At 31.8% G+C, this 22,826-nt stretch carries 26 protein-coding genes; 20 read left to right on the forward strand and 6 right to left on the reverse strand.

All coding sequences use genetic code 11. The features are described from left to right. Positions 1-12: 12 nt before the first annotated feature. Entirely contained in the window at positions 13-1,986 is a 1,974-nt protein-coding gene (locus tag C3729_RS12815; protein ID WP_104794517.1) for an ATP-binding protein, read from the forward strand. A gap of 25 nt (positions 1,987-2,011) precedes the next feature. After that, entirely contained in the window at positions 2,012-3,172 is a 1,161-nt protein-coding gene (locus tag C3729_RS12820; protein WP_133159988.1) for a hypothetical protein, read from the forward strand. A gap of 521 nt (positions 3,173-3,693) precedes the next feature. Here the strand turns inward: C3729_RS12820 and C3729_RS12825 are convergent. Beyond that, positions 3,694-3,936, reverse strand: coding sequence for a helix-turn-helix domain-containing protein (locus tag C3729_RS12825; RefSeq protein ID WP_104794519.1), 243 nt, complete (start codon positions 3,934-3,936; stop codon positions 3,694-3,696). Between the two features lie 682 nt (positions 3,937-4,618). On the opposite strand from C3729_RS12825, the gene C3729_RS12835 reads away from it, so the two are divergent. Genes C3729_RS12835 through C3729_RS12845 form a run of 3 tightly spaced genes read left to right on the forward strand, consistent with a single transcriptional unit; the run spans position 4,619 to position 10,492 of the window. Continuing rightward, entirely contained in the window at positions 4,619-5,863 is a 1,245-nt protein-coding gene (locus C3729_RS12835) for a TlpA family protein disulfide reductase (protein ID WP_165785783.1), read from the forward strand. 34 nt (positions 5,864-5,897) lie between these two features. Further along, entirely contained in the window at positions 5,898-9,107 is a 3,210-nt protein-coding gene (locus tag C3729_RS12840) for a SusC/RagA family TonB-linked outer membrane protein (protein ID WP_104794522.1), read from the forward strand. A 38-nt stretch (positions 9,108-9,145) separates the two neighbouring features. Next, the gene (locus C3729_RS12845; protein WP_104794523.1) at positions 9,146-10,492 is read left to right on the forward strand and encodes a RagB/SusD family nutrient uptake outer membrane protein; all 1,347 of its coding nucleotides are present in this window, start codon (positions 9,146-9,148) and stop codon (positions 10,490-10,492) included. A 62-nt stretch (positions 10,493-10,554) separates the two neighbouring features. Here C3729_RS12845 and C3729_RS12850 read toward each other — a convergent pair whose 3' ends face one another. The 4 genes from C3729_RS12850 to C3729_RS12860 form a co-directional block, all read right to left on the reverse strand. Then, positions 10,555-10,878 (reverse strand): hypothetical protein, encoded by a 324-nt coding sequence (locus tag C3729_RS12850; protein WP_133159990.1) that lies wholly within the window; start codon positions 10,876-10,878, stop codon positions 10,555-10,557. Positions 10,879-11,064: 186 nt separating this feature from the next. Next, positions 11,065-11,511: a MauE/DoxX family redox-associated membrane protein gene (locus C3729_RS12855; RefSeq protein WP_123057196.1), complete on the reverse strand. Its 447-nt coding sequence runs from the start codon at positions 11,509-11,511 to the stop codon at positions 11,065-11,067. Between the two features lie 7 nt (positions 11,512-11,518). After that, a complete protein-coding gene (locus tag C3729_RS13255) occupies positions 11,519-11,683 on the reverse strand; it encodes a hypothetical protein (RefSeq protein WP_165785785.1) in 165 nt (54 codons plus the stop codon). Positions 11,684-11,721: 38 nt separating this feature from the next. Continuing rightward, positions 11,722-11,964 carry a hypothetical protein gene (locus C3729_RS12860; protein ID WP_104794526.1) on the reverse strand — a complete coding sequence of 81 codons (243 nt, stop codon included), beginning with the start codon at positions 11,962-11,964 and terminating at the stop codon, positions 11,722-11,724. A gap of 262 nt (positions 11,965-12,226) precedes the next feature. On the opposite strand from C3729_RS12860, the gene C3729_RS12865 reads away from it, so the two are divergent. The 9 genes from C3729_RS12865 to C3729_RS12905 all read left to right on the forward strand — a co-directional run bounded on the left by C3729_RS12865 (position 12,227) and on the right by C3729_RS12905 (position 19,815). Continuing rightward, positions 12,227-13,960, forward strand: coding sequence for a helix-turn-helix domain-containing protein (locus C3729_RS12865; RefSeq protein ID WP_104794527.1), 1,734 nt, complete (start codon positions 12,227-12,229; stop codon positions 13,958-13,960). A gap of 57 nt (positions 13,961-14,017) precedes the next feature. After that, entirely contained in the window at positions 14,018-14,863 is an 846-nt protein-coding gene (locus C3729_RS12870) for an RteC domain-containing protein (RefSeq protein WP_104794555.1), read from the forward strand. A 242-nt stretch (positions 14,864-15,105) separates the two neighbouring features. Then, positions 15,106-15,369: a helix-turn-helix domain-containing protein gene (locus C3729_RS12875; RefSeq protein ID WP_104794528.1), complete on the forward strand. Its 264-nt coding sequence runs from the start codon at positions 15,106-15,108 to the stop codon at positions 15,367-15,369. A 27-nt stretch (positions 15,370-15,396) separates the two neighbouring features. Beyond that, entirely contained in the window at positions 15,397-15,963 is a 567-nt protein-coding gene (locus C3729_RS12880; RefSeq protein ID WP_260204530.1) for a hypothetical protein, read from the forward strand. A 21-nt stretch (positions 15,964-15,984) separates the two neighbouring features. Further along, positions 15,985-16,236 carry a DUF3853 family protein gene (locus tag C3729_RS12885; RefSeq protein WP_104794530.1) on the forward strand — a complete coding sequence of 84 codons (252 nt, stop codon included), beginning with the start codon at positions 15,985-15,987 and terminating at the stop codon, positions 16,234-16,236. A 1-nt stretch (position 16,237) separates the two neighbouring features. After that, the gene (locus C3729_RS12890; protein ID WP_104794531.1) at positions 16,238-17,026 is read left to right on the forward strand and encodes a hypothetical protein; all 789 of its coding nucleotides are present in this window, start codon (positions 16,238-16,240) and stop codon (positions 17,024-17,026) included. A 97-nt stretch (positions 17,027-17,123) separates the two neighbouring features. After that, positions 17,124-17,330 (forward strand): hypothetical protein, encoded by a 207-nt coding sequence (locus tag C3729_RS12895; RefSeq protein ID WP_104794532.1) that lies wholly within the window; start codon positions 17,124-17,126, stop codon positions 17,328-17,330. Between the two features lie 62 nt (positions 17,331-17,392). Further along, positions 17,393-18,523: a hypothetical protein gene (locus C3729_RS12900; protein ID WP_104794533.1), complete on the forward strand. Its 1,131-nt coding sequence runs from the start codon at positions 17,393-17,395 to the stop codon at positions 18,521-18,523. A gap of 413 nt (positions 18,524-18,936) precedes the next feature. Further along, on the forward strand, positions 18,937-19,815 hold the full coding sequence (locus C3729_RS12905; protein WP_104794556.1) for a toprim domain-containing protein: 879 nt from the start codon (positions 18,937-18,939) through the stop codon (positions 19,813-19,815). Here C3729_RS12905 and C3729_RS13475 read toward each other — a convergent pair. Then, a complete protein-coding gene (locus tag C3729_RS13475; RefSeq protein WP_104794534.1) occupies positions 19,780-20,079 on the reverse strand; it encodes a DUF6922 domain-containing protein in 300 nt (99 codons plus the stop codon). The two genes, C3729_RS12905 and C3729_RS13475, sit on opposite strands and share 36 nt — an antisense overlap. Positions 20,080-20,656: 577 nt before the next feature. Between C3729_RS13475 and C3729_RS12915 the strand changes: the two genes are divergently transcribed. The 6 genes from C3729_RS12915 to C3729_RS12940 are packed head-to-tail and all read left to right on the forward strand — an operon-like array spanning position 20,657 to position 22,773. Next, on the forward strand, positions 20,657-21,061 hold the full coding sequence (locus C3729_RS12915; RefSeq protein ID WP_104794535.1) for a single-stranded DNA-binding protein: 405 nt from the start codon (positions 20,657-20,659) through the stop codon (positions 21,059-21,061). A 14-nt stretch (positions 21,062-21,075) separates the two neighbouring features. Then, positions 21,076-21,300 carry a hypothetical protein gene (locus C3729_RS12920; RefSeq protein WP_104794536.1) on the forward strand — a complete coding sequence of 75 codons (225 nt, stop codon included), beginning with the start codon at positions 21,076-21,078 and terminating at the stop codon, positions 21,298-21,300. Positions 21,301-21,305: 5 nt separating this feature from the next. After that, entirely contained in the window at positions 21,306-21,788 is a 483-nt protein-coding gene (locus C3729_RS12925; protein ID WP_104794537.1) for a hypothetical protein, read from the forward strand. Continuing rightward, positions 21,775-21,978, forward strand: coding sequence for a hypothetical protein (locus C3729_RS12930; RefSeq protein ID WP_104794538.1), 204 nt, complete (start codon positions 21,775-21,777; stop codon positions 21,976-21,978). The genes C3729_RS12925 and C3729_RS12930 overlap by 14 nt, the downstream gene beginning before the upstream one ends. A gap of 4 nt (positions 21,979-21,982) precedes the next feature. Continuing rightward, positions 21,983-22,510, forward strand: a complete 528-nt coding sequence (locus C3729_RS12935; RefSeq protein WP_104794539.1) for a prtrc system protein e — start codon at positions 21,983-21,985, stop codon at positions 22,508-22,510. Between the two features lie 44 nt (positions 22,511-22,554). Further along, a complete protein-coding gene (locus C3729_RS12940) occupies positions 22,555-22,773 on the forward strand; it encodes a PRTRC system protein C (protein ID WP_104794540.1) in 219 nt (72 codons plus the stop codon). Positions 22,774-22,826: the final 53 nt, after the last annotated feature.

A 22,826-nucleotide genomic window follows, 5' to 3' on the forward strand; every position in this document is an offset into this window, starting at 1 on the left:
TAATATTACAATATGAGTTTTAAATTAATAGCCATTAGACCAGTACCAGGAATAGATGCAAAGTTTCTAAAGAACCTTGTAGCAGGTGAAGTATACAACTTGTGCAATGATTATATTCTTAACAATGAACAGGGCAAACCTGTTGGTTATGATGGCAATATTATTTCAGTTCAATATAAACAAACAGTTCCTGAAAATCTTTATTCAATCAAAAAAATTGATGGTGACATTATCAACATTAATGTTTCAGCAATTGTTGGGAAAAACGGAGCAGGGAAAAGTAGCCTCATTGACTTACTCTTACTATCAATATTTGTTGTTTCAAATAACTTAGAATTAGTTGACCCTGATAATTTCATTGAACATGATTCAAAAAATGAGGAAAAGTATGAGTTGAATAGATATAAAAAAGACATTGTAGAAATAGAGAATGGTTTAAAAGTTGAAATCTATTATCTTCTAAATGAAAAGTATTACAAATTAGTTATAAACAAAGGGAAACATTATTTAGAATCAGCGTCAAGCCAAGAAAGAAATGATGTTTTCAGGAAGGATAAACTTTCATTGAAGAAATATACTGAACTCAACAACTTTTTTTATTCAGTGATAGTTAATTACTCTTTTTACGCATTCAACTCTAATTATAGTGGTATATGGCTAAAATCATTTTTTCATAAGAATGACGGATACCAAATGCCTGTTGTAATAAATCCATTTCGGAATGAAGGAAAAATAGACGTAAATATTGAAACACTGCTGACCCGTTCAAGACTACTTTCAAATATCCTTAGCATTCCAAGCTACAAAAATATTAATTATAAATCAACCATTGAAGGAATTGAACTTTCATTTGACCAGAATAAGGAATACAAATTTCTATCAAATGGGGAATTGAGATTTACACCGACTTACATCGAAAAATTTCGAGGATTAATTTTAAAACCTCTATTTGAACTAATGTTTGGAAGTGCTTTTAAATATCCAGAAATTAATACACCCTTAAAAGAGTTAGCCGAAGTTTATTTGATAAATAAACTAATCACAATCCCATCACGATACATTGCTTTTGAAGATTTTGATAAAAAATTCGCCAAAGTTAAAGAACGACCAGATAATTATGAATTGATTCAAAGTAATGCTAAGTCTTATGTTAATGAGCTAAACGAAGACAGAAGCCACATAACTTTAAAAGTAAGACAAACTTTAAATTTTTTAAGAGAGGACATTTATAACCTACCTACAGGGAATAATTTACAAGGAAAATTTGAAATAAGTTCAGTAGTAAGAAAACTGAATGGTTTAAAGCGAAATGAATGGTTTACTGAACTGATTGATTATTTGCCTCCTCCATTCTTTGTAAGCAAAATCAAATTTACTGATGGTAGCTATTTTGATGATTTAAGTTCAGGAGAAAAACAAAAAATTTATTCACTGAATTCCGTAATTTATCATTTAAGGAATTTAGAGTCTATAAACAAAAACAGAAGGAGGAATATTGAAAAACACGTTTCTTCTTATCAATCAGTAAATCTCATATTTGATGAAGTAGAGCTTTATTATCATCCACAATATCAAAAAGAAACTGTTTCCAGTCTACTAAATCTAATTCGGATTTCAAATCTTAAATACATTAAGAACATTAATATTTTGTTTTTAACTCATTCGCCATTTATTTTATCTGACATACCAATTCAAAATACAACCTTATTAACGATAGATAAGAAAACAGGCAAGAGTAAGTTAGTCAAAAAAAAGAAACAATCTTTTGGTGCTAATATTCACGATTTACTTTCCGACAATTTTTTCTTGACAGGTACTTTAATTGGCAACTTGGCGGATAGACGAATAACGCAATTAATAGAAAAGATTAAAACAAGTAAAGTTTCTAAAGATGATAAGCTAATGTTGAAACTAATTGGTGATACTTTTTTAAAAACTAGTATAGAACAATTTAAGAAGATAAATGATAAAGATTCAAATAAATAATCTACAGCAAAAAAAACAGGAATACTTGAACGCAGTTCTTGAAAAAGTTGCATATAGACTTTCAATTTTACAAAAATCTCTTTTTCATTTAAACGGAGATGCTATTGATTATAGCAACGGTGATTTAGTTAGCTTTCGAGCAATAACAAGAGATATAATCTCTTTGGTTGGTGATGATATTAAAATACCTAATGGTCAAATCGGATACACAAACGCAATAACAAATTACCGTGCAAATGCAAATAATTTGGGCAACATTAATCTCCAAGGCCTTATTGCCTTTTGCCATGATATGCTTGCGAACAATAAAACACAACTCTCGGAATTATTGATTTGTGAAGCGAATGGATTAATGAATTTAAATCAAAATATTCTAAACACTTATGTTTTAAATACAAATTCCAATATCGGAATTATAAAACTAGCTTTTGATTACCAAAGATTCAGTGATGATATTTCATCATTTATAAGAGCATATTTTAGAGTAAATGAGTTTGTAAAAGTTTGTCCATACTGCAACAAGAAAGAAGCATTATACGAAACGAATGACTATAATGAGGCTGTTGAATCATACCATTTAGACCATTTTTATGACAAAGCCACATTTCCACTTTTATCTTATTGCTTATTCAATTTAGTACCTAGCGACAATACATGCAATGTAACAAACAAAGGCACTACAAAATTTACTGCAATACATCACTTAAACCCTCATGAACAAGGGTATGACGACAAAATAAAATTTACTCCAATAGGAATTACGCCTTCAAATGAAGTTTTGACCATTGAAGTTGAAATATTAGAACGGCAAGGAACCGCTTTATATACTAAAATTAATGGCAACAATCCTCCAAATTTAGAGCAAACCAATTTGGGTAATTTGAATGTTTTTAAAATACGTTCAAAATATAAAGCAGAAAAGATTAAAGCAGGTCAAATATTAGAGTTGGTAAAATCAAATGACAAAAATATACAGCACATTAAAAAGTTCTTACAAAGTCTAAAAGGGTTGAATAAAGAATTAACTTATATTGATTGGTATAAGAAAAAAATAAATAGCTCTTATTATCCTGAAACCTTCAATGAAAGTTCATATTCAAAATTTTGTCGCGACATACATGACTATTACTACTCAAAAAATGAAACAAGTTTTAATAGGTACATAGTTGAACTTATTAATCAGTGAAAATTAAATAAAAATAGTTTCATTCTATCGAATGAAATAGATTGCAAAAAACAGCTCATGTTTAAACACATTTGCAAACTGCAAAAGCCTAAGCTCAGGTCAAAACTTACAAAAAAGATTCCACATTTTCCGCGCAGACAAAATTGAATTAAAAAAAATCCCTCCCCTTCAGAAAATTATAAATACGCAGCCAAAGGGTCCAAAACGAAAACGAAAAAGGTAGTTAAACTCAATAACGATAATGGTTTAAAGGTACAGTGGATAAGAACGATAGCTAGAACAGACGTAATTGAAGTGCGGCTCCCAATTTTCAAAACAATATTCAAAAATCATATAAATAGAATCTCTATTAATCTCTTTAAGTGAGGTTTATTTTATTGTTAAGGCTATTTAGACGCTAAAAATCAAAATTCAAGATACAGATAGCGAAATGCTTATGTACACACATTATGACAGACCAGATTTAATATATTTTCTCCATTTTTGTTGCTATAGGGATTTTCTATCATAAGATTCTATTATTAAAGACCAGAATAATAATCTTCAAAAACAATATCAAACAATTCTTTTGGATGAACTCTTAAACCTTTTGCTAATTCTTGTATAGTTGAGATTCTTAAATCAACTTCTCCTTTCTCAATTTTGCTTATATTGCTATGGTCAACATCACACTTTTGGGCTAGTTCTCTATAACTTAGACCAAGTTTTTTTCTATATTTTTCAACATTCTTACCAAATGCTATTCGAAATTCAATTTTATCCATTAGAATTAACAATGAATAAGCAATTTGAGGAGTTTTTAATAAAAATTTGTAGTTGAATAAACCTACAAATAAATATTTTTTATTATATTTGTAAAAACATTACATCCAATGATGTAATTTTGCGATACTTCAACAAAATATTAGAAGCTATTGCTTAGAATCTCGATTCGAAAACTGGTAATTTTTAACATGCGAGAGGATAAGTAAAAAGCTCACGACCTAGGCGTGGGCTCTCTTATCTGCATGTAAGGTATACCAGTACCCCGAATCGGATAATGTAGAGTTCCATGCCGTTTTCTTTTTATGCCGTCCGCATCCTTTACACTAAGCAATTTTTCAAGATACAGTATCAGAGAGACGGATACAATGGCAGCGCACCATTGCGGCTTATTAGCTTTCACGGGACATTTCATCATTCATATTAAATTCAGACCACTTTGCAGAGGGAGGCTATCTTTTGGTATTCTTCCTCTCTTAGAGGTTAACTAAAAACCTAAAACCAAGAAACAGACAGTCCACAAAACCACAAACCATAGAAAAACTCAATTAAAAAAGCCCTTTCCGCAAAAGTTTGGCGACCACGCAGAAAGAGCATTTACAGTTCTTAAACTTAATTAAAAACCTATTCAAAAATATGAAAAATATTTTTTGCAGGGGATTCTTGTCCCTAGTATTTACTATAGTGGCCGCAACCACGAGTTTTGCCCAGACTAAATCCCTTAAAATAGGAGAGGCGCTCCCAGAAAGCATTTGGTCTACTCCCTTACAATTGGTCAACCATTCACAGAAAACAATGACTCTTAATCAGGATAAAGAAAAGCTCATCCTACTTGACTTTTGGGCTACTTGGTGCAGCAGTTGTTTGGTCAACTTTCCGAAAATGGAAGAACTCCAAAAACAATTTGGCGACAAAATAAAAATTATCCCAGTCAGCAACCAGGACCGTCCAACCCTAGAAAAATTCTTTGCCACTAAAAACGGTCAGCGCTATAAACAAGTGGTTTCCGTAGCAGGGGATAAAATCTTTCATCAGCTCTTCCCACACAAAGGCGTGCCCTATATCGTATGGATTAAAAACGGTAAACTACTCAATACCACAGATGCAGAACAGGTAACAGAAACCTCGATTTCAGAAATACTCGGAAACAAGAAATCCTCATTACAGACGGTGACTCAAATCGATAAAACCCGACCACTCATGCTTTCTGAAAACTACGATACCGAAATGGAAACCGAATTGCAATCCTTTGCTTTTCTTTCAAAAGGCAGAATCAGAGCGTTAGATTTCGGAACATGGTTTCATAGGGATAAAGGCAAGACCTACGGCAGGCAGTTCACGAATAAATCTCTTTTGGAAATATATAGAGCAATAGGTTATGAACTTTTTGAGCAAAGAGGGGATGTTTTAAGTGAAAAACGAATGTTAAATACCATTCAACAACCTGAAAATATAGATTTCAATACCAATATCACCAGTAAAGAAACCGACGCCAAATTATACAGCATAGATTTTATAGTTCCAAAAAGCCAAGCAGATTCCTTGTACAGCAAAATGCTCCGTTTTATCAATGAAAATACGCCTTACACAGTAAGTTTAGAGAAAATAGTAACACAATGCCTTGTACTGAAACGCACTTCTGGAAAAGATAAAATCGCCACAAAAGGAGGTGTTTTTGTAAATAAATTTCTAAAAACACCATCGGTGTTGCAAAACGCTACTTTGGATTATATGCTCTCAGCACTTAATGTTAACAAGAACATCACCGCTCTACCTGTCATTGATGAAACAGGATATAAAGGAAAAGTAGATTTGCGCTTTTCAAATGTAAATGACATTAAAACTCTTCAGAAAGAATTAGCCCAATATGACCTCGCATTGGAAGAGGAAGAACGAGCAATCTTGATGCTTGTGATTAAAGACAAATAATACCATCAACAACAAAAGAACAAATTAAAAAAACATGAAGAAAATTTTGATTTTACCTGTGCTCTGTTGCAGCATAGGAATAATGGCACAACAAAAGATTAGTGGAGTAGTGCTAGATGCTACAACAGAAAAACCCCTTGTCGGAATCCGTGTAGGAATTCCACAAACAAAAACCACCACTTTTACAGATGGGGAAGGACGTTTTGTACTTTCCATAAGTGGAAACAATTCAAAAGCTGTAACCCTACATCTATCTGGTGAAGAGTACAACAGCCGAGAACAAAGCCTACAACTTCCTGTGCAAAAACCACTTGTATTGTATTTATCATTGAATGTAAAAGAAATACAAGAAGTAGTACTCTCTAACGGATACCAAAAAATTCCTAAAGAAAGAGCAACGGGTTCTTTCTCATCAGCAGATGGAAAACTTTTGCAACAGCAGGTGAGTACCAATATCATGGACAGACTTACCTCCATTATGAGCGGATTAACCGAAAGTAAAGGATTGAGTGATAATGGACAACTGATGATAAGAGGACTGAGTACTTTAAAAGGTCCTAAAAGCCCTTTGATTATTCTGGATAATTTCCCTTATGAAGGAGATTTAAGCCGTATCAATCCCAATATGGTAGAAAATATTACCGTATTGAAAGATGCCGCCGCATCTAGCATTTGGGGAGCAAGAGCCGCCAATGGTGTCATTGTCATTACCACAAAAAACTCAAAATTCAATCAGCCATTCTCCTTAGAATTTTCCGCAAATACCACTGTAAGCTCAAGGCCAGATTTGGGATATAGTCGCCAAATGAGAAGCACAGATTTTATAGATGTAGAAATGGAGCTTTTTAAGAAAGGCTATTATGACAGTGATATCAACTCACCCAATCATCCTGTACTCACCCCAGTAGTAGATTTGTTGAATAAAGAAAGGCAAGGAATAATTACGCAAGATGAAGCTAGAAAACAGATTGACCGATTGCGAACAATAGATGTAAGAGACCAGTACAGAAAATATATGTATCTGCCGATGGAAAACAAGCAATATGCATTAAACATATCTGGAGGTACCCCTCAATTAGCGTGGACGTCATTCATAGGTTATGATGATAATATCGGAAACCTTGAAGAAAAATACCAAAGATTAAATACCAGATTTCAGACCACATGGCGCCCATTTGAAAAGGTAACCATAACTACGGGAGTTTATTTTACCAATACCAGTTCTAAAAGTGGAAGAAGTGCATATAATTCGGTGACGATAAAAGGGAATTGGAAAATTCCTTATCTGGAATTTGCAGATGAACAAGGTAATCCTCTAGTCGTCAACTCTATTTTTGACCAGAATTATAAAAATAGTTTACAAGGAAGCGGATTATTAGACTGGAATTACTATCCCCTTACCGATTGGCAGCATAATGTTTCAAAGAATAATACCTATGAAATCATCATCAATACTGGTATTAATTACAAATTGTTTAAAGGATTAGAAGCAGATGTGAAATATCAGTATCAGCGAGTGAATGGGCAAAGTTCAACCCTATATGATGAGCAAAGCTATAATGGAAGATATTTAATTAACAGTTTCGCCCAGAAAAATCAAGATGGAAGCATTAAGTTCATCATTCCTAAGGGAGGAATCCTAACTCAAGGAAATAGTCAAACTTCCATTAATAACTTTAGAGGACAACTCAATTACAATAAGATTTTTGGAAAACATAGTATCTCAGCATTAGCAGGAGGAGAAATAAGAGAAACAGTTACCAATTATGAGAATAATCGCTATTATGGTTACAACTCGTATGATAGGTCTGTAGGGGTTGTAGACTATACCCGTCCATATCCTCATTTTGTGACAGGAGATAATAATTTTATCGAAAAAAATATGTCATTGAGGGAAACCCATCTGAATTTTTTATCCTTTTTTGCCAATGCTGCCTATACCTTTGATAAGAAATATGTCGTGTCAGGAAGTATGAGAAGAGATGCCAGTAATCTTTTCGGACTTACCACAAATGACCAGTGGAATCCGTTTTGGTCAGCAGGTTTGGCATGGAATATATCCAATGAAGACTTTTATAAGGTAAAATGGCTTCCTAGTATCAAGTTAAGAGGCTCTTATGGTTTCAACGGAAATATAGACCCCGCAATGGTTGCGGTGACCACTGTTGCCTATGACCCTGATGTATCTGTTTATACAGGAGAACCGATGGCTAGAATAGACCAGTATTTTAATCCCCAATTGCGCTGGGAGATGATGAGAATGATTAATGTTGGAATTGATTTTGCTACAAAAAACAATCGTATAACGGGTTCGCTAGAATTTTACAACAAAAAAGGAAGCAACCTTTTTGGGCTAGCTCCTATCGATTATACGACTGGAGTCACTACCATGCTATGGAATGTGGCAGGAATGAAAGGCAACGGGATAGATGTGGTACTCAATACTAAGAATATTGATAAAGCATTCAAATGGAACAGTATCATCAATTTCAGCACCTATAAAGATGAAGTAACCGATTATTATCTTCCTACTACTTTTGCCAGTGATTTTGTTACCCAATCAGGCTCTACCGCTCCTATTTCAGGAGTTATTGGACTACCTGTTTATTCCGTTTTTGCCTACAAATGGGCTGGGCTTGACCCCGAAACAGGAGCTCCTAGAGGTTACCTAAACGGTGAAATCAGCAAAAATTATTCAGAAATCACTTCCTCTGACAGAGGAATTGAAGATTTACAATACTTTGGTTCTGCTATTCCTACCAGTTTTGGTTCTTTTATCAATTCATTGAGTTATATGCAGTTGAACTTGGATATAGGCATCACCTATAAATTCGGATATTGGTTCAGAAGAAGTTCTATTAATTATACTAACCTTATCAGCAGTAGGGATGGGCACAGCGATTATGAGAACAGATGGCAGAAACCTGGTGATGAACTCATGACTCATGTTCCCGCAAATCCATATACCTCTAATTCTGCAAGAGATGCTTTCTATAACGGTTCCTCGGTATTGGTGGAAAAAGGAGACCATATCCGTTTGCAATATATTAATGTTGGCTATCAATTCAAAAATGCCCAACTGAAAGGCATTGCGATGAAAAGTTTACACATATATTGTTCTGTTAGCAATTTAGGAATGCTATGGAAAGCCAATAAATCGGGAATAGACCCTGATTACAACTGGGGAACTTATTCCTTAAAACCAGTGACTACCTATTCGTTTGGGCTTCGTGCTCAATTTTAAATATAACTTGAATCATAAATCATTAAATAAGAAATAAGATGATGAATAATAAAATAATACTATTAGTAGGACTCGTGTTTTTATTTTTAAATACGGGGTGTTCAGATTTATTAGATGAAAAATCAGATACAAAGTTGGTGGTTCCAGAAACACTAAAAGATAATCAAGCTCTTTTAGACCGAATTGCCAATGTGTTGGCTAGCAATAGCATCAGTGGACAAATCTCATCGGATGAGATTTATATTACCGATAGTGATTACAATGGAGTTAGCTACGAAGCAGATAAGCGTCTTTATACTTGGCAACCTAATTTAGTAGCACGAGCCACAGGTAATGATTGGGGAAGTTGCTATTTTAGAATCAATATTTGCAATACCGTTCTCAACAATCTTGAGCAATATGAAATCAGCAATTCGGAGAATGTAAAAGGTCAGGCTTTAGCCATAAGAGCATCTATTTATTTGGAAGCAGCACAAATTTGGTGTGTAGCATTCAACAAAAATACCGCTAACACCGATTTGGGTTTACCGCTTCGTTTAAATCCTGATGTTAACCAGAAGTCTGTTAGAGCTACCTTACAAGAAACCTATCAACAGATATTGGAAGATTTGCATACCGCAGTTTACCTCTTACCTGAAAAACAAATCGCAGTAACCAGAGCATCAAAAGCTACAGCATTAGGACTTTTGGCAAGGACTTATTTGTATATGGGAGATTATTCCAATGCGTTGAAGTATGCGAATGAGGCATTAGCAATTAATGGACAATTGTTGGATTTTAATACACTGATTACCTCGAGTTCTTATCCGATAAAAGAGATGAATATTGAAGTGCTGCTGCCAACGACTATTGGTTATTCTCCTATTTTATCAAGTAATACCGCAAAAATTCCATTGTCTTTATATCAGTCTTATGATACTAATGACTTGAGGAAAACGGCATTTTTCAGAACAAACGCCAGTGGACAAATTTTGTTCAAAGGAAACTATACAGGCACCTCACAGCGTTCATCTGTATTGGCTAAAGACGAACTTTATTTGATAGCAGCAGAAAGTTATGCTCAACTAAATGAGGTGAGCAATGCAATGTCTAAATTAAATGAACTTTTAGTGAAGAGATGGAAGACAGGAACTTTTATTCCTTTTACAGCAAGTACGAAAGAAGATGCTTTACGAATCATCAAAGAAGAAAGAAAAAAGGAACTTTTGTTTAGAGGACTACGTTGGGCGGATATCAAACGCTATAATCGTGATGGAGATGCAATAACCCTCACCAGAACAATAAGTGGACAGACCTATACACTACCTCCCAATGACCCTCGTTATGCTATTGCCATTCCAGAGGATATTATCAAACAGACAGGGATGCCTCAGAATCCAAGATAAAAAATTAAAAAAATTAGGGTGGAAATATTTTTCCACCCTAACATTTTTAAAGAAATTGAAACCTAAGGTTCTAATTTTCTCTGAATAGAGATGTCTAATACCTGAGCATTGGTTTTAGAACCAAGAACAGTGCTAAGAGAACTTCCGTCTGGTACAATTACTTTACACGGTCTTTCTCCTGTAGTAACACATCCTGTGCTTCCTGTTAAAGCAGTTGTCCAATTGTTTACATCGTGAAAAGCTCCTTCGCTCATATCTTCACTAATGTAGTAGAAATTTTGGTCTGCTGTATTGTTTTCAGCTAATTTAAATGACATAATGCTTCCTGCAAATAAGAGTGCCATAATTGCCAAAGCATTGGTTTTTAAAAATGATTTAATGTTCATGATATTGGTCTTTTTATACATCAAAAAAGATTACCTTAAAAACTTTAGAAACCTGTTTGAGAATTAGTATTCTCAAACAAATGGTTGTTAATAAATACATTTAAATTCTCGGATGATTAAACCGCTTTCGACGGTCTAATTTTAAGGTTAAACAAAAAAACTAACGTTCAGTCGAGTCTTCCACAGTTAACTATGGTTTCTATCTTTATCTACAGGCCTATTGTATTTTTTATTGAGAACTAAAGCAAAGGCAATAAGAATGGTACATCCTATATTGAAATACAAATGCTGAGTCCAACTCATTTTTTCTAAAATTCCACCACAAGAACAAGGAAGATTTTCAGAGGTGACGAGCATTATGCCAATATATACTGTGAAAATGAGCATTAAGATAAAACTTCCTAAAAAACCTATATTTTGAGTTTTCTGATAACATAACAATCCTACCAAAAAAAGTTCAATTACAATAATAAAAAGTGGTAGGAATTCTGAAAATGGAGTTAATAATGGTGAATCTTTCATCTGAATCTGAAATTTTTCAAAATCCATTATTTTACTGATTGCTGCATAGCAGAACAACAATATAAAAAAATAGCTAATGAAGGCTTTGAAATTTGCTTTTATGTGATGCATCGCTTTATTATCCTTTTCTAATTAAAATCCATTTTACACTCTTTCCACAATATGCAGGCATAGTTTCTCCTTTTGAGATGTAAACAACTGTACTAATTGTGCCCTCAACTTCCCATTCTCCACTAACAGTACATTTCTTTCCAGTGACTAGAACTACTTTTTGCTTTTCCATTCCATTTGCTTTTAAAGTTTAAATAAGATTACTTTAAATTATAAGATGGTATCCTTTATAATTCTCCAATGCTGTTTGTCTCTTTTAGGTTCATCATCCTTAGTGTCTGTTTCGCTTGTTGCGGTAGCATTGGTCTCTTCAATTTTAACAGTTTTTTTATGGCTCAAAGTTTTCATGTTTTGATTCCTTTGTTGAGTAATTTTTACATCAGAATCGGATCTTTCACATGACTGCATAAGGAATGCAGATGCTATACTTAAAAGTGAGATATACTTTTTCATAATTTTTAATAAAGGTTTTAAAAAGTTATCCCGGCCGGTTTTTATTAGAATTCTTATGGCTAAATTATAGGGGTTTGAGGACTGAAAAAAACTTTACTGGGACTGATGTATCAATTCATTGGGAATAATTGATACATTAATCCTATTAAAAAAAACTATTACAGCATTGAAAATCAATTGGTAGTGTAAAGGATTGCATGTAAATGCTAAAAGAAATAATTTAATTGATGATTTTTATTAAATTTGAGCTTATTTTTAAATTATGTTCCGTAATAATAAATTATTATTGATTATTCTTAATTTGATTTTGTTGTCGGTACAAGGTCAGGAACGACAGGGGAAATATTACAAAGAATCTTACAAAAAAATTTATGGCTTATTTGAGTCTTATCCAGAAAATGATGATAGGGCAATGGTTTTTGTTAATAGGTATATTCATAAAGCAAAGAGTGAACAAAATTTAAAAAAAATGATTGAGGGGTATGAGGAAGCAATTTATTATACAAAAAATATTGACCGGAAATTATCTTTTGCAGACAGTTGTATTGTCACTGCTATAAAGTACAATGATAAAGACCAGATTTCCAGAGCTTATCTTGGAAAAGGAATTATTTACTATTATAACCGAAGGCAGTATAAACCAGCTTTGGTTCAATATCTCAAAGCATATAAATTTTCAGAAGATTCAAAAGATGAGTATCTGAAAAATAAAATAACTTATCATTTAGGGATGGTTAAAAGCTATTTGGGGTATTACGAGGAAGCATCCAAACATTTTGAAAATACTGCTCATTATTTTGAGAGCAAAATATCAGAAAATTCTCATCCGAATCTTAAACTCAATAATGAATCTGGATATTTCAATAGTATTTATCGCTTAAGTACCTGTTATAGAAATTTGCGTTTATTTCGTAAAGAAGACTCCCTGATTACTATCGGGCTGGAAAGACTAAAAGATACAAATGAGTTTTCCATAGAGTATGGTTATTTTCATAAAGGTAAAGGCATTCAACTCTTAAGAGAAGGAAGATCAGGAGAGGCATTAGAGCATTTTATACTTGCAAAGGATATTTTAAGTCATAATCAGGATGATGCATCATTGAATACGGTGTATTTCTATTTGGGGAAGTTGTACTGGCAGAGAGGAAGTAGAACAGAATCATTAAAGTATCTAAATAAAACAGATTCATTGGTTCGTAAATTTTGGTTTATTACTCCTGAGATAAGAGAAAGTTATGAATATCTAATTAAGGATGCAAAACAGAGCCAAAATAAAGAAAAACAACTCTACTATACCAATCAACTGTTAAAAGCAGATTCTATCATTAATGCTGATTTTGCTTTGCTATCGTCAAAAATTCACCGGGAATATGACACGAGTACATTACTGAAAGAGAAGAAGCAATTGGAAAGTCAACATAAGAACGGTCTTATGTTTTTATATTTTTCAATGGGCAGTGCCTTTTTATTACTAAGTTTTTCAATTTGGAAATTCAGGAATTCTAGAAAGAGAGAAAATGAAATTACTTCCAAGTATCGAGAATTACTCAAAAAATTGAATAGCCCTGAGAAAAATGATACTTTTAAAGATGCATCTATTGTTTCTTTAAAAGAGAAAAACTTATACAGTCAAGAAATTATTGATGATGTCAAGGCTAAGCTGGAACTTTTTGAAAAAGAAAAACTGTTTTTAAAGAAAAACCTAACGCTTTCAACCGTTGCTAAAATGATTGGAAGTAACCGGACTCATTTATCATATGTTCTCAATGAACATTATCAGATGACATTTACAATGTATTTAAAAATTTTACGCATTAAATACATTACCAACCTACTATTGGAAAACAACAAATACCTTAATTATTCCATTGATAGTCTGGCTGAAGAATGTGGAATGTCACACAGACAAATTTTTTCAAAACATTTTATGGAAATTACTGGTATGAGACCAGGTGATTTTATCAGAAAGAGAAAAGAGGAATTGAAAGAATTCTGAAATTTTACCAACAGCCCGGTTTTTACGTTAAAAATGATATTAACTAAAAATAGACGTATGAATCGAGAAAATTTCAGAAAAAAAGTAGATCAACTATGGAAGGAACTTACCTCATCGGTAGATCAAATCAACAGAAGTGATAATGATATTGTCATTCGCGCGGAAGAAATTCTAATGGAAACAGATCTTACTATTAGAAAGCTGAAGGACTTATTAAAACAATATAAGTTTCTGGATTGGAGTGATGAGATTTTTTTTTTCAAAAAAACAAAACCACAATTCGTGGCAATTTATATTTACTATTCTAAGGTTTTGGCAATTGAAGCTTCCAAGCCTTATGCTGATGCTCATGCATTAAAAGCATATTATGAAAACGAAAGAGGAAATCTTCTCTATTTTTATAACGAACAAAAAGAATTTATTAGCTACTATCGTAGGAAGTCAACCTACCTTGATAAAAAATATTTTATTCGTTTCAAATTTGATTTCAAACTGAAACTCAGCCCTGAACTGTATAGTTATGATGAAGGTTTTTCAACATCTCATGACCATATTGTTTCTCAAATTCTTGCAAATGACCTTTTAGACCAATACTTAACCGATAAAATTGATTCAAAAGAAGTTAGGAAAAACTCGATCACTCAAATGCAGAATATGGAATGGACAGCACCAAAAGTCGCCTTGATTGAATTATTATATTCGCTTCATCAGACGAAATGTTTTAACGCTGGTCATGCTGACCTTGCTGAAATCTTTCGTTGGGCTGAAAATTCTTTACATATCAGTTTAGGTAATTATCATAAGACTTTAAGTGAAATTCGACTTAGAAAAACTGACAGAACTAAGTTTTTGTCATTGCTCACCCAAAATATGGATCAATATCTGAGTGATTTGGATGAATAATAAATTTACCTAATCTTTAAGAGTGTAAAAACGAATTATTTTGCAACGCTGTAATCAAATTCATTACAGACTCTTCCAATTTAGTACTAAACTGTGACCTATTAGTTAAAATTTAATTATTGGGTTAATGATTAATTCCTTTTGATAGGATGTACAGTGAAATCTTTCGGTAGTAACGAAAAACTACCGAAGGATTTTTTTTTGGATTTTGAAACTTTGTCAAATAAAACAAATTTTCAATTATGTCAATATCAATTATTACAAAAGAGGATCTTCAGCAATTTAAAACTGAACTCCTAGAAGGAATTGAACAATTAATAAAACAAAAAACAACTGAGCAAAAGTTGTGGTTACGAACCTCAGAAGTCAAGTCACTTCTGAATATATCTTCTGGGACTTTGCAAAATTTAAGAGTTAATGGGACTTTATCTTGTAGCAAGATAGGAGGTACATTATATTACAATTATAATGACATACAAAAGCTATTAATGGAGCAAAAGCATTAATAATTAATTAGTAATTAGTAATTAGTAATGATGAAATATACAACAAATATAAATAGCTTTTTTGATAGTGTCATTCAGGATAATTGTTTGCTCCCCTCTCATATAAGCATGTATGTTTCTCTTATTCAATTATGGAGAATTAACGAATTTAGAACTCCTTTCCGTATTTGTCGAAAAGAGCTAATGAAATTAAGTAAAATCAAATCTTTTGCGACTTATCATAAATGTATTCGAGAATTGCATCACGCAGGTTATATCAATTACTGCCCGAATTATAATTCCTATAAAGGTAGCCTGATTGAAATTAGGGATTTGGGAAACAATAAAGTATTAGAAATACAATCAGTTCAAGAACAAAATTGCTTTTCAGAAATGAAAAATATCTTTTCTATTCCGAAATTTAACGAAGTTGAATTATACTTTAATGAAAAGGATTTGCCTTCTTTTGAGGCAAATGAGTTTTACTCTTTCTATGAATCTCGCCAATGGAAACGAAGTGATAAAAAATTGATGAAGAATTGGAGGGCTGCAGCAAGGAATTGGATTTATAAAACAGAAGGCTCGCTCTGTGGAATGAAAGCTAGCTCAATTTAATAAAGAGTAAAATAATATTAAATGAAAAAGATAGATCCCAAAACTCCCATTTGGAAGCTTACTGTTGAAGAGTTTTTAGCAATTTCTAAAAATTTGAGCACAGAAAGTAAATATGAATATGGCCTCAAAGGCTTGGCGAAAATTCTTGGATGTTCTGTTTCAAAAGCATCTGAAATAAAATCTACTGGAATATTGGATAAAGCCATTATTCAAAATGGGAATATCATTATTATAGATAAAGAAAAGGCATTACAACTTTTTGCCAAAAAATAAGATGTATTATCTAGAATTAATACAACGTTTTTGGGAGTTTAATAAAACAACTAAAGTTAGTCCTACAGAGATTTCTTTGTATTTCTATTTGCTGAAAATTGGATACGATAATGATCGTTATGATTTTAAAATTTCTGATGTTAAATTGGGAAAAGATTTAGGACTTACCCGAAAAACGATAAAATCAACAAAAGAGAAACTCAAACAATTAGGCTTAATCTTGTTTCAATGTAAAAATGGAGTTCCTTGTCATTACCGTTTGTTGCTAAATTATTCCTTTAAAATTGATGCTGAAAAGTCAATCAAAATAGAAGAAAGCACAAATGTTGAAAAACCTCGAAAATCAAAAACTTCAATAATTTCTCCTGAAATATTTCTTTCTACTCCAAATACACTTCAAGTATTACAAGAAATTGAAATTAATAACGATGGAAAGATTTCTCCAGAATTATCCCAAAAACAAAAATTTGAGCTGAAATATATACAAAAGTATGAACGGGAAGAAGAACAGGAGCAGGAACTACAAAACCTTAAAAATAGAAAAATTCCTTCTTTGGATGAATTTATGGAATATGCAAGATCATTGGAGTGCTACGAGCGCGAATTGGATTTAAGTATTAGTGAAAAATACGAAACTTGGAACAATAACGGTTGGAAAAACACCTCTAATCGTCCTATTAGTAATTGGAAATCTACATTAAAAAGTACTTTGCCTTATCTGAAAAATTCGAATGTAGAAAATACTTCTTTGTTGCAAAATATACCAAATATAAAACGTCCAGAATCTTAAAGAATTAATTGTTAAAACAAATTTCAAAAAAATATAAACTTCAAAATATAAGAGATAAACTTCAAAAAACTAATCTATAAACAATAAAAACAAAACAATGAAAATATCTGATTTAAAACCTGGGCAAAAAGTAAGCATCAATGGAATGTTGGCAGAATACAAAGGCATCCAAAAAGTAAGATTATCGAATTTCGGGAAAGTCGAAAAAAGGGTTTTTCAATGTGAAGGGATAAATATTTATAAATATTACAGTCTAAACGAAGGTTCTAAAACCCTGAAAAGTGAAAAAATAAGACTGTTATAAAAATCTGTCAAATCTGAATAATATTCTAATCAATTTAATTTCTCCAAAAGACTGAACGAATTATGGCGGTTTCGGAAAAAGATTTACGGCTTATCCGTAAAGTATTTGAAAATAAAAAAGAAGTGATTTCCGATAGGATAAGATTGGGAAACCAATTTGTAGATGATTTTATTTTTGATGATTCTGAAGCAGCGGATATTCCAATTAATGCACTTCGTGTTATATTTAACATTATTTCCATTATTAGTAACGAACAGTTCCGACCGCAAGACCGACCAAAACAACTTTCTCTTTTCGATGAAGAATTTGAAACAGAAAACAACATTTTTGCTTCTATAAAAATTAAAAATAGCAGGATTTCTCCAAGCGGATCGACAAAACAAGTTATACAGGCTTATGAGTTTCTTGCAAAATTCAAAATGGGTTGGTATAAATCTGTGAATTCTAAAGGAAAAGAAATTAAAACTTTCGGCGGATTGATTTCTACACCCAGTTACGATAAAAGAGGTTATACAACTTTTCTAGTCAGTAGTTATTGGTTAAAAAAACTAATGGTAATTCCTGAATATAACTATGTTTTGTATAATTTGGTTTACAATGTACGTAACAACAAACATATTATATTTGCCATTTGGCTTTCAAAATTGCCTAAAAATGGAACGGTTTTGAAACTTTCTACTCTCAACAAAAAGTTTGGATTGAACTATAAAACAACTAAGGATTTTTGTTTTAAATTTTTAAAACCCGTAAGGATTAGTTTAAATACATTCAATACACTTTCGTTCAATTATACTTACCAAAAAGATTCAATTTTTATTATTCCTTTTTTATCTAATTTGTCTTTGAATGACAATTTATCAATCAATATAAAAAATCCATTGGACTCAAGTGAAACAAATGCTGTCCCTGCTGAAAAAATTACCCGAAGATTAATCTATTTCAAGAAAAGATATGGTTTGGAAGAAAATCAAATCCTGCAGTTTTCTCATCAGTATAGAAACATTCCCCAAACCAGAGAATTAATAGAAAAAGCCTTCAGAGAGTTTATTAGAATTAACCGATTAAAAAGAATAAAATCAACAATATTTCAAGGAAAGAAATTTTTATATGAAATTCAAGAACTAATCATTCAAATCTATCAGTCTACAAAAATGGGAAAACTATTTCCGAATGGTTATCCAATAATTGTATGATTTCGGAATTGTACTCACCAATAATTCGGAATTGTACTCACTGATGTTAAAAATTATTAAAATATCAGATTTTTTAATCTAGAATTCGGAATGATACTCACTCAAACATTTAAAGCGTTTTAAAAATATCTAAAAACATCAAAAATCGCGAATAATTAAGAATATTAAAACAGAATTAAAAAATGAATTCGGAATCGCACTCACCATAATTAAGGAAGTTTTCGGAATGGTACTCACTCCTTTCTCTGAATTGCACTCACCAGAATTCGGAATTGCACTCACCAAAAAAAGAGCTCAAATCCCTTTCTAAAAGTCGATTCGGAGCTTCATTAAAAGTAATGTAAAATAATTAAAAAGTCTTTTTTTATTAAAAAGGAAAATGTGAATAAAAAATGTGCTCTAAAAAAGGAAAAATGAATTGTGAAGAAATAAAAGAAAAAATAAGTATAAGAATGGTTTTAGAATCGTTCAATTTATTTCCTGTAAAAGAAAACAGAAATACGGCGTTTTATTTTGCGCTCGACAGAGAAGAAAAAATTCCTAGTTTGTCGGTTGACTTTGCTAAAAATAAAGCGTTTGATTTTGGAACGGGAAAAAGTTATGATGTGATTTCAATTGTTCAACAAATGAATCTATGTTCAATTTCTGAAGCGCTGAGATATTTAGAAAAATTTGATTTTTCTAATTATAATAAACTTCAAAGTGAAGAAACATTACACGAAAAAAAATATAAAATTATCATGGTTCGTGAAATTCAACATCCTGCTTTAATTCAATATTTAAAATCTCGAAAAGTATATGAACAAAAAGATTTAGTGAAAGAAATTGAGTATGAATTGAATGGTAAAAAATATTTCGGAATTGGTTTTTTCAATAATTCAGGAGGAATTGAAATCCGAAATAAATATTCTAAAATATGTTTGGGTAAAAAGGATGTGACTTTAATAAAAAATGAGTTAAATATTTCTAATGAAATTCTGGTTTTTGAGGGTTTCTTCGATTATTTGACTTTTAGGAATTTAGAAAAAAAAGAAAATATTAATTCAGATTATCTTATTCTCAATTCTACAGCAATGCTTTTTAAAGCAAAGGATGAATTGAAAAAGTATGAGAAGATATCACTATTTCTTGATAATGATTCCAATGGAAAATCGTTTAAAGAAAAACTTCAAAATCAATACAAAAATGTAGAAGATTGTTCCTGGATTTATCACAATTTTAAAGACTTAAATGAATGGTATTGTGAAAAACAGAACTTACCGCATTCGTGCTTTGTTAAATCGCATAAATGAAGCTTTCTTATATCTTTTGGAAACCATTAAACATACTTGATTACTTACAAGTTCCTTGGTGTTTTTAAGATAAAACAGAATATCATCTTTAGAATAGAGCTTTTCCAATTTTTGGATGTCTTTTTCAAATGAATCAGCAGTTGTGGCATACATCGCTCTTGGGATTATAATATCTTTATCTTTATTAAGATTAAGTTTTGTATAATCCATGTCCCAAAAAAGATATTTTGGAAAAATAGTTGATATGTTAACACGCTGTTTCACAATACAAATATATGTATTTTTATAATATCAAACCATATACCACTTTTTTTAAACTTTATAGAAATATTTTTTCGATTGGATTAAAGTCAAACCTTTGAATATTCTTTTAATTTTTTCTAATCAAAAAACATCTGCCAAATCGCTTCCAACTACGGTTTGGCTTTTTACTATTGCAAATGTAGGACAGCATCATTCACTCAAAAAAATCTTTTTGGGTTTCTATAAAAATTCTTTCTACAAGTTTCAATAATTTTTCAGACACTCCTAAATCCTTCGGACAAAAAGATTTCTAGCCCGATTCAAAACTTGTAAGTAATTACAGGAATTGAATCGGGTTTTGTGTGCCTAATACTTTCCTATGATCAATCGGCAAAGAAAAAGCCAGAACCTCAGTTGTACGAATCAATTCAAAAGCAGTCGCTCTTTAAAATCATTAGAAAAATTAAAAAAACTATGAAGAATACTTTTTTCAAACTTTAGTAAAAAAAGAAAAACCGAGTGTCCTCGATACCTAATCAATTCACTCAAAAATGACAATCAATAACAGACAGAATTTAACAAATAAAATCAAAATATTATGAACACTATCGTAGGGAGAATTACCCAAAATGCAAAAATCAACACTTTGAAAAATGACAAAAAAGTCGTGAATTTCTCAATTGCTATTAATGATAGCTACAAAACCAAACAAGGTGAACGAAAAGAGCAAACTACTTATTACAACTGCTCTTATTGGATAAATACTAAAATAGCAGAATTTCTAACCAAAGGTACTTTGGTCGAATTATCAGGAAGAATAAGCAGTAGTGCATGGATAGGAAAAGACGGAGAAATAAAGTCTGGACTAAACTTCCATACTTCAAACATCAAATTGCATGGTGGAAAACAAAAATCTGAATTGAATAATGAACCGACAGCAAGTCCACAAAATAACAATAGCAATCCATTTTCAGATGAAACTGATGACGATTTACCATTTTAATTATTTTCAAAATTATGGAAACACAATTTAATTTTCAATTAAGACACCGAAATGAAAAGAGAGAATGGGAACATATAGATGTGTATTATAAAACCCATTGTGACAGAACGACTGCTATACGTTATGCGAGAATACTTTCTAAAATATTTCATTCTGAAGTCCGATTGACAGAGGGGAAAGAACCGCTAAAAACAAGTGGAACATATATTTATGAACAAACTGAACTTTTAAAAAATTAAAAATTATGGCAAATTGGTGTAGCAATTCGGTTGCTTTTGAGGGCAACGATACTGCTTTAGAACAAGTGAGATTAGAGTTTATAAAAATGCAACTCCGTGAAAATAAAGAAAGCGGTGGACAACTTCCCGAGTTTATTTCAGATAAAAATAAAGGATATTTTTTTGATGTCTCGTTGGAAAATGTCGGTTGCAACTTCAATTACCAAACAAGATGGTCACCCAATACAGAAATCCTATTACTCATTGCCGAATATTATAAAGTGGATTTCATCTACCATTATGAAGAAATAGGCAATCAAATCTATGGCGTTACAGTCTATTCCAACAACGAACTCAAGGAAATTTGTTTAGAAGAGGAAGACTTTGAACAATATGATTATCACGAAGAAACAGACACTTATTTTTTCGAGGAAGAAAAATATAAAAGTGATTACGAAATCTTAGAAATCTTACTGAAAAGGAAAATTGAAAATTATGAAAATCATTGATATTAATGGGTGTACTATTGAAATTGCCGACCTCAATAAAGCAATTCAAATAACCAAACGATACAAACAATATGAACACAAAAACAATGGTTTTTCAGAATTAGACAAAAAGCTCAATCTATACTGGACGGATATTTATGAAAAGCTACTTAAAATAAAATTTCAAAAAGAAAGAAAAACAAAAAAATAAAATTATGCAAACCAATTTTTTTAGACAACTCGCCAATATGAATCTTACAGGCGATTTACAAATAATACTTAGACCAACAAAAGAAAATCGTTTTGTCCTTTCCATAATGCTCAACAACGAGCAATGCGGAGACGAAGCGAGAAAAATCATTCCGCCACTTAATCTTCGAGGAACAGCGGAAGAATTAGATAACGGATTTTTTGAGAGTATTTCTACACCACTACAAACCGCATCGGGATTAATGGTGGATATGGAAAATTTCATGAAACAACTTGAAGAAGGCAAAAAGAAATCTGCTATGGAAAAAGAAAAATCCGACAGAGAGAAAAAGGAAAAAGAAGCAAAAGAGAAGAAATATAAAGAAGCATTCCAAAAAGCCGAAGAATTGGAGAAAGAGGGTAGATATAAAGAAGCGTGGTCGTCTTTACCAAAGGTTTCTGAATATCCCGAGTTTGCAGAAAATATCCGTAAAAAGCAAGACGAATATGAAAGACACTTCGCTCCAAGTCTTTTTAATGAAAATCAATCCTAAATCTAATCTCTAAAATCTTATTTCTAACCTCTAAATACTAAAATATGTTACTCGCAACTCAATTAGAAAGAGTTTTTATACTCAAAGAAAACGGACAGGAAATAAAATTACCAGACCCCGAACCAAAATGGAGTGTAGAAGCTGTAATGAATTTTTACGCCAATACTTATCCAATTCTAACCACCGCCAAAGTTTCTGCACCACAAATTAAAGACGATAAAGTTCAATATAATTTTGAAAGTGTAATGGGAACAAAGGGTTAAATTTTAGATGATGGTTTTGTGTTGACAGAATTTATAACTAAAAGCTGACAATC

The organism is Cloacibacterium normanense (assembly GCF_002943105.1).
Taxonomy (GTDB): Bacteria; Bacteroidota; Bacteroidia; order Flavobacteriales; family Weeksellaceae; genus Cloacibacterium.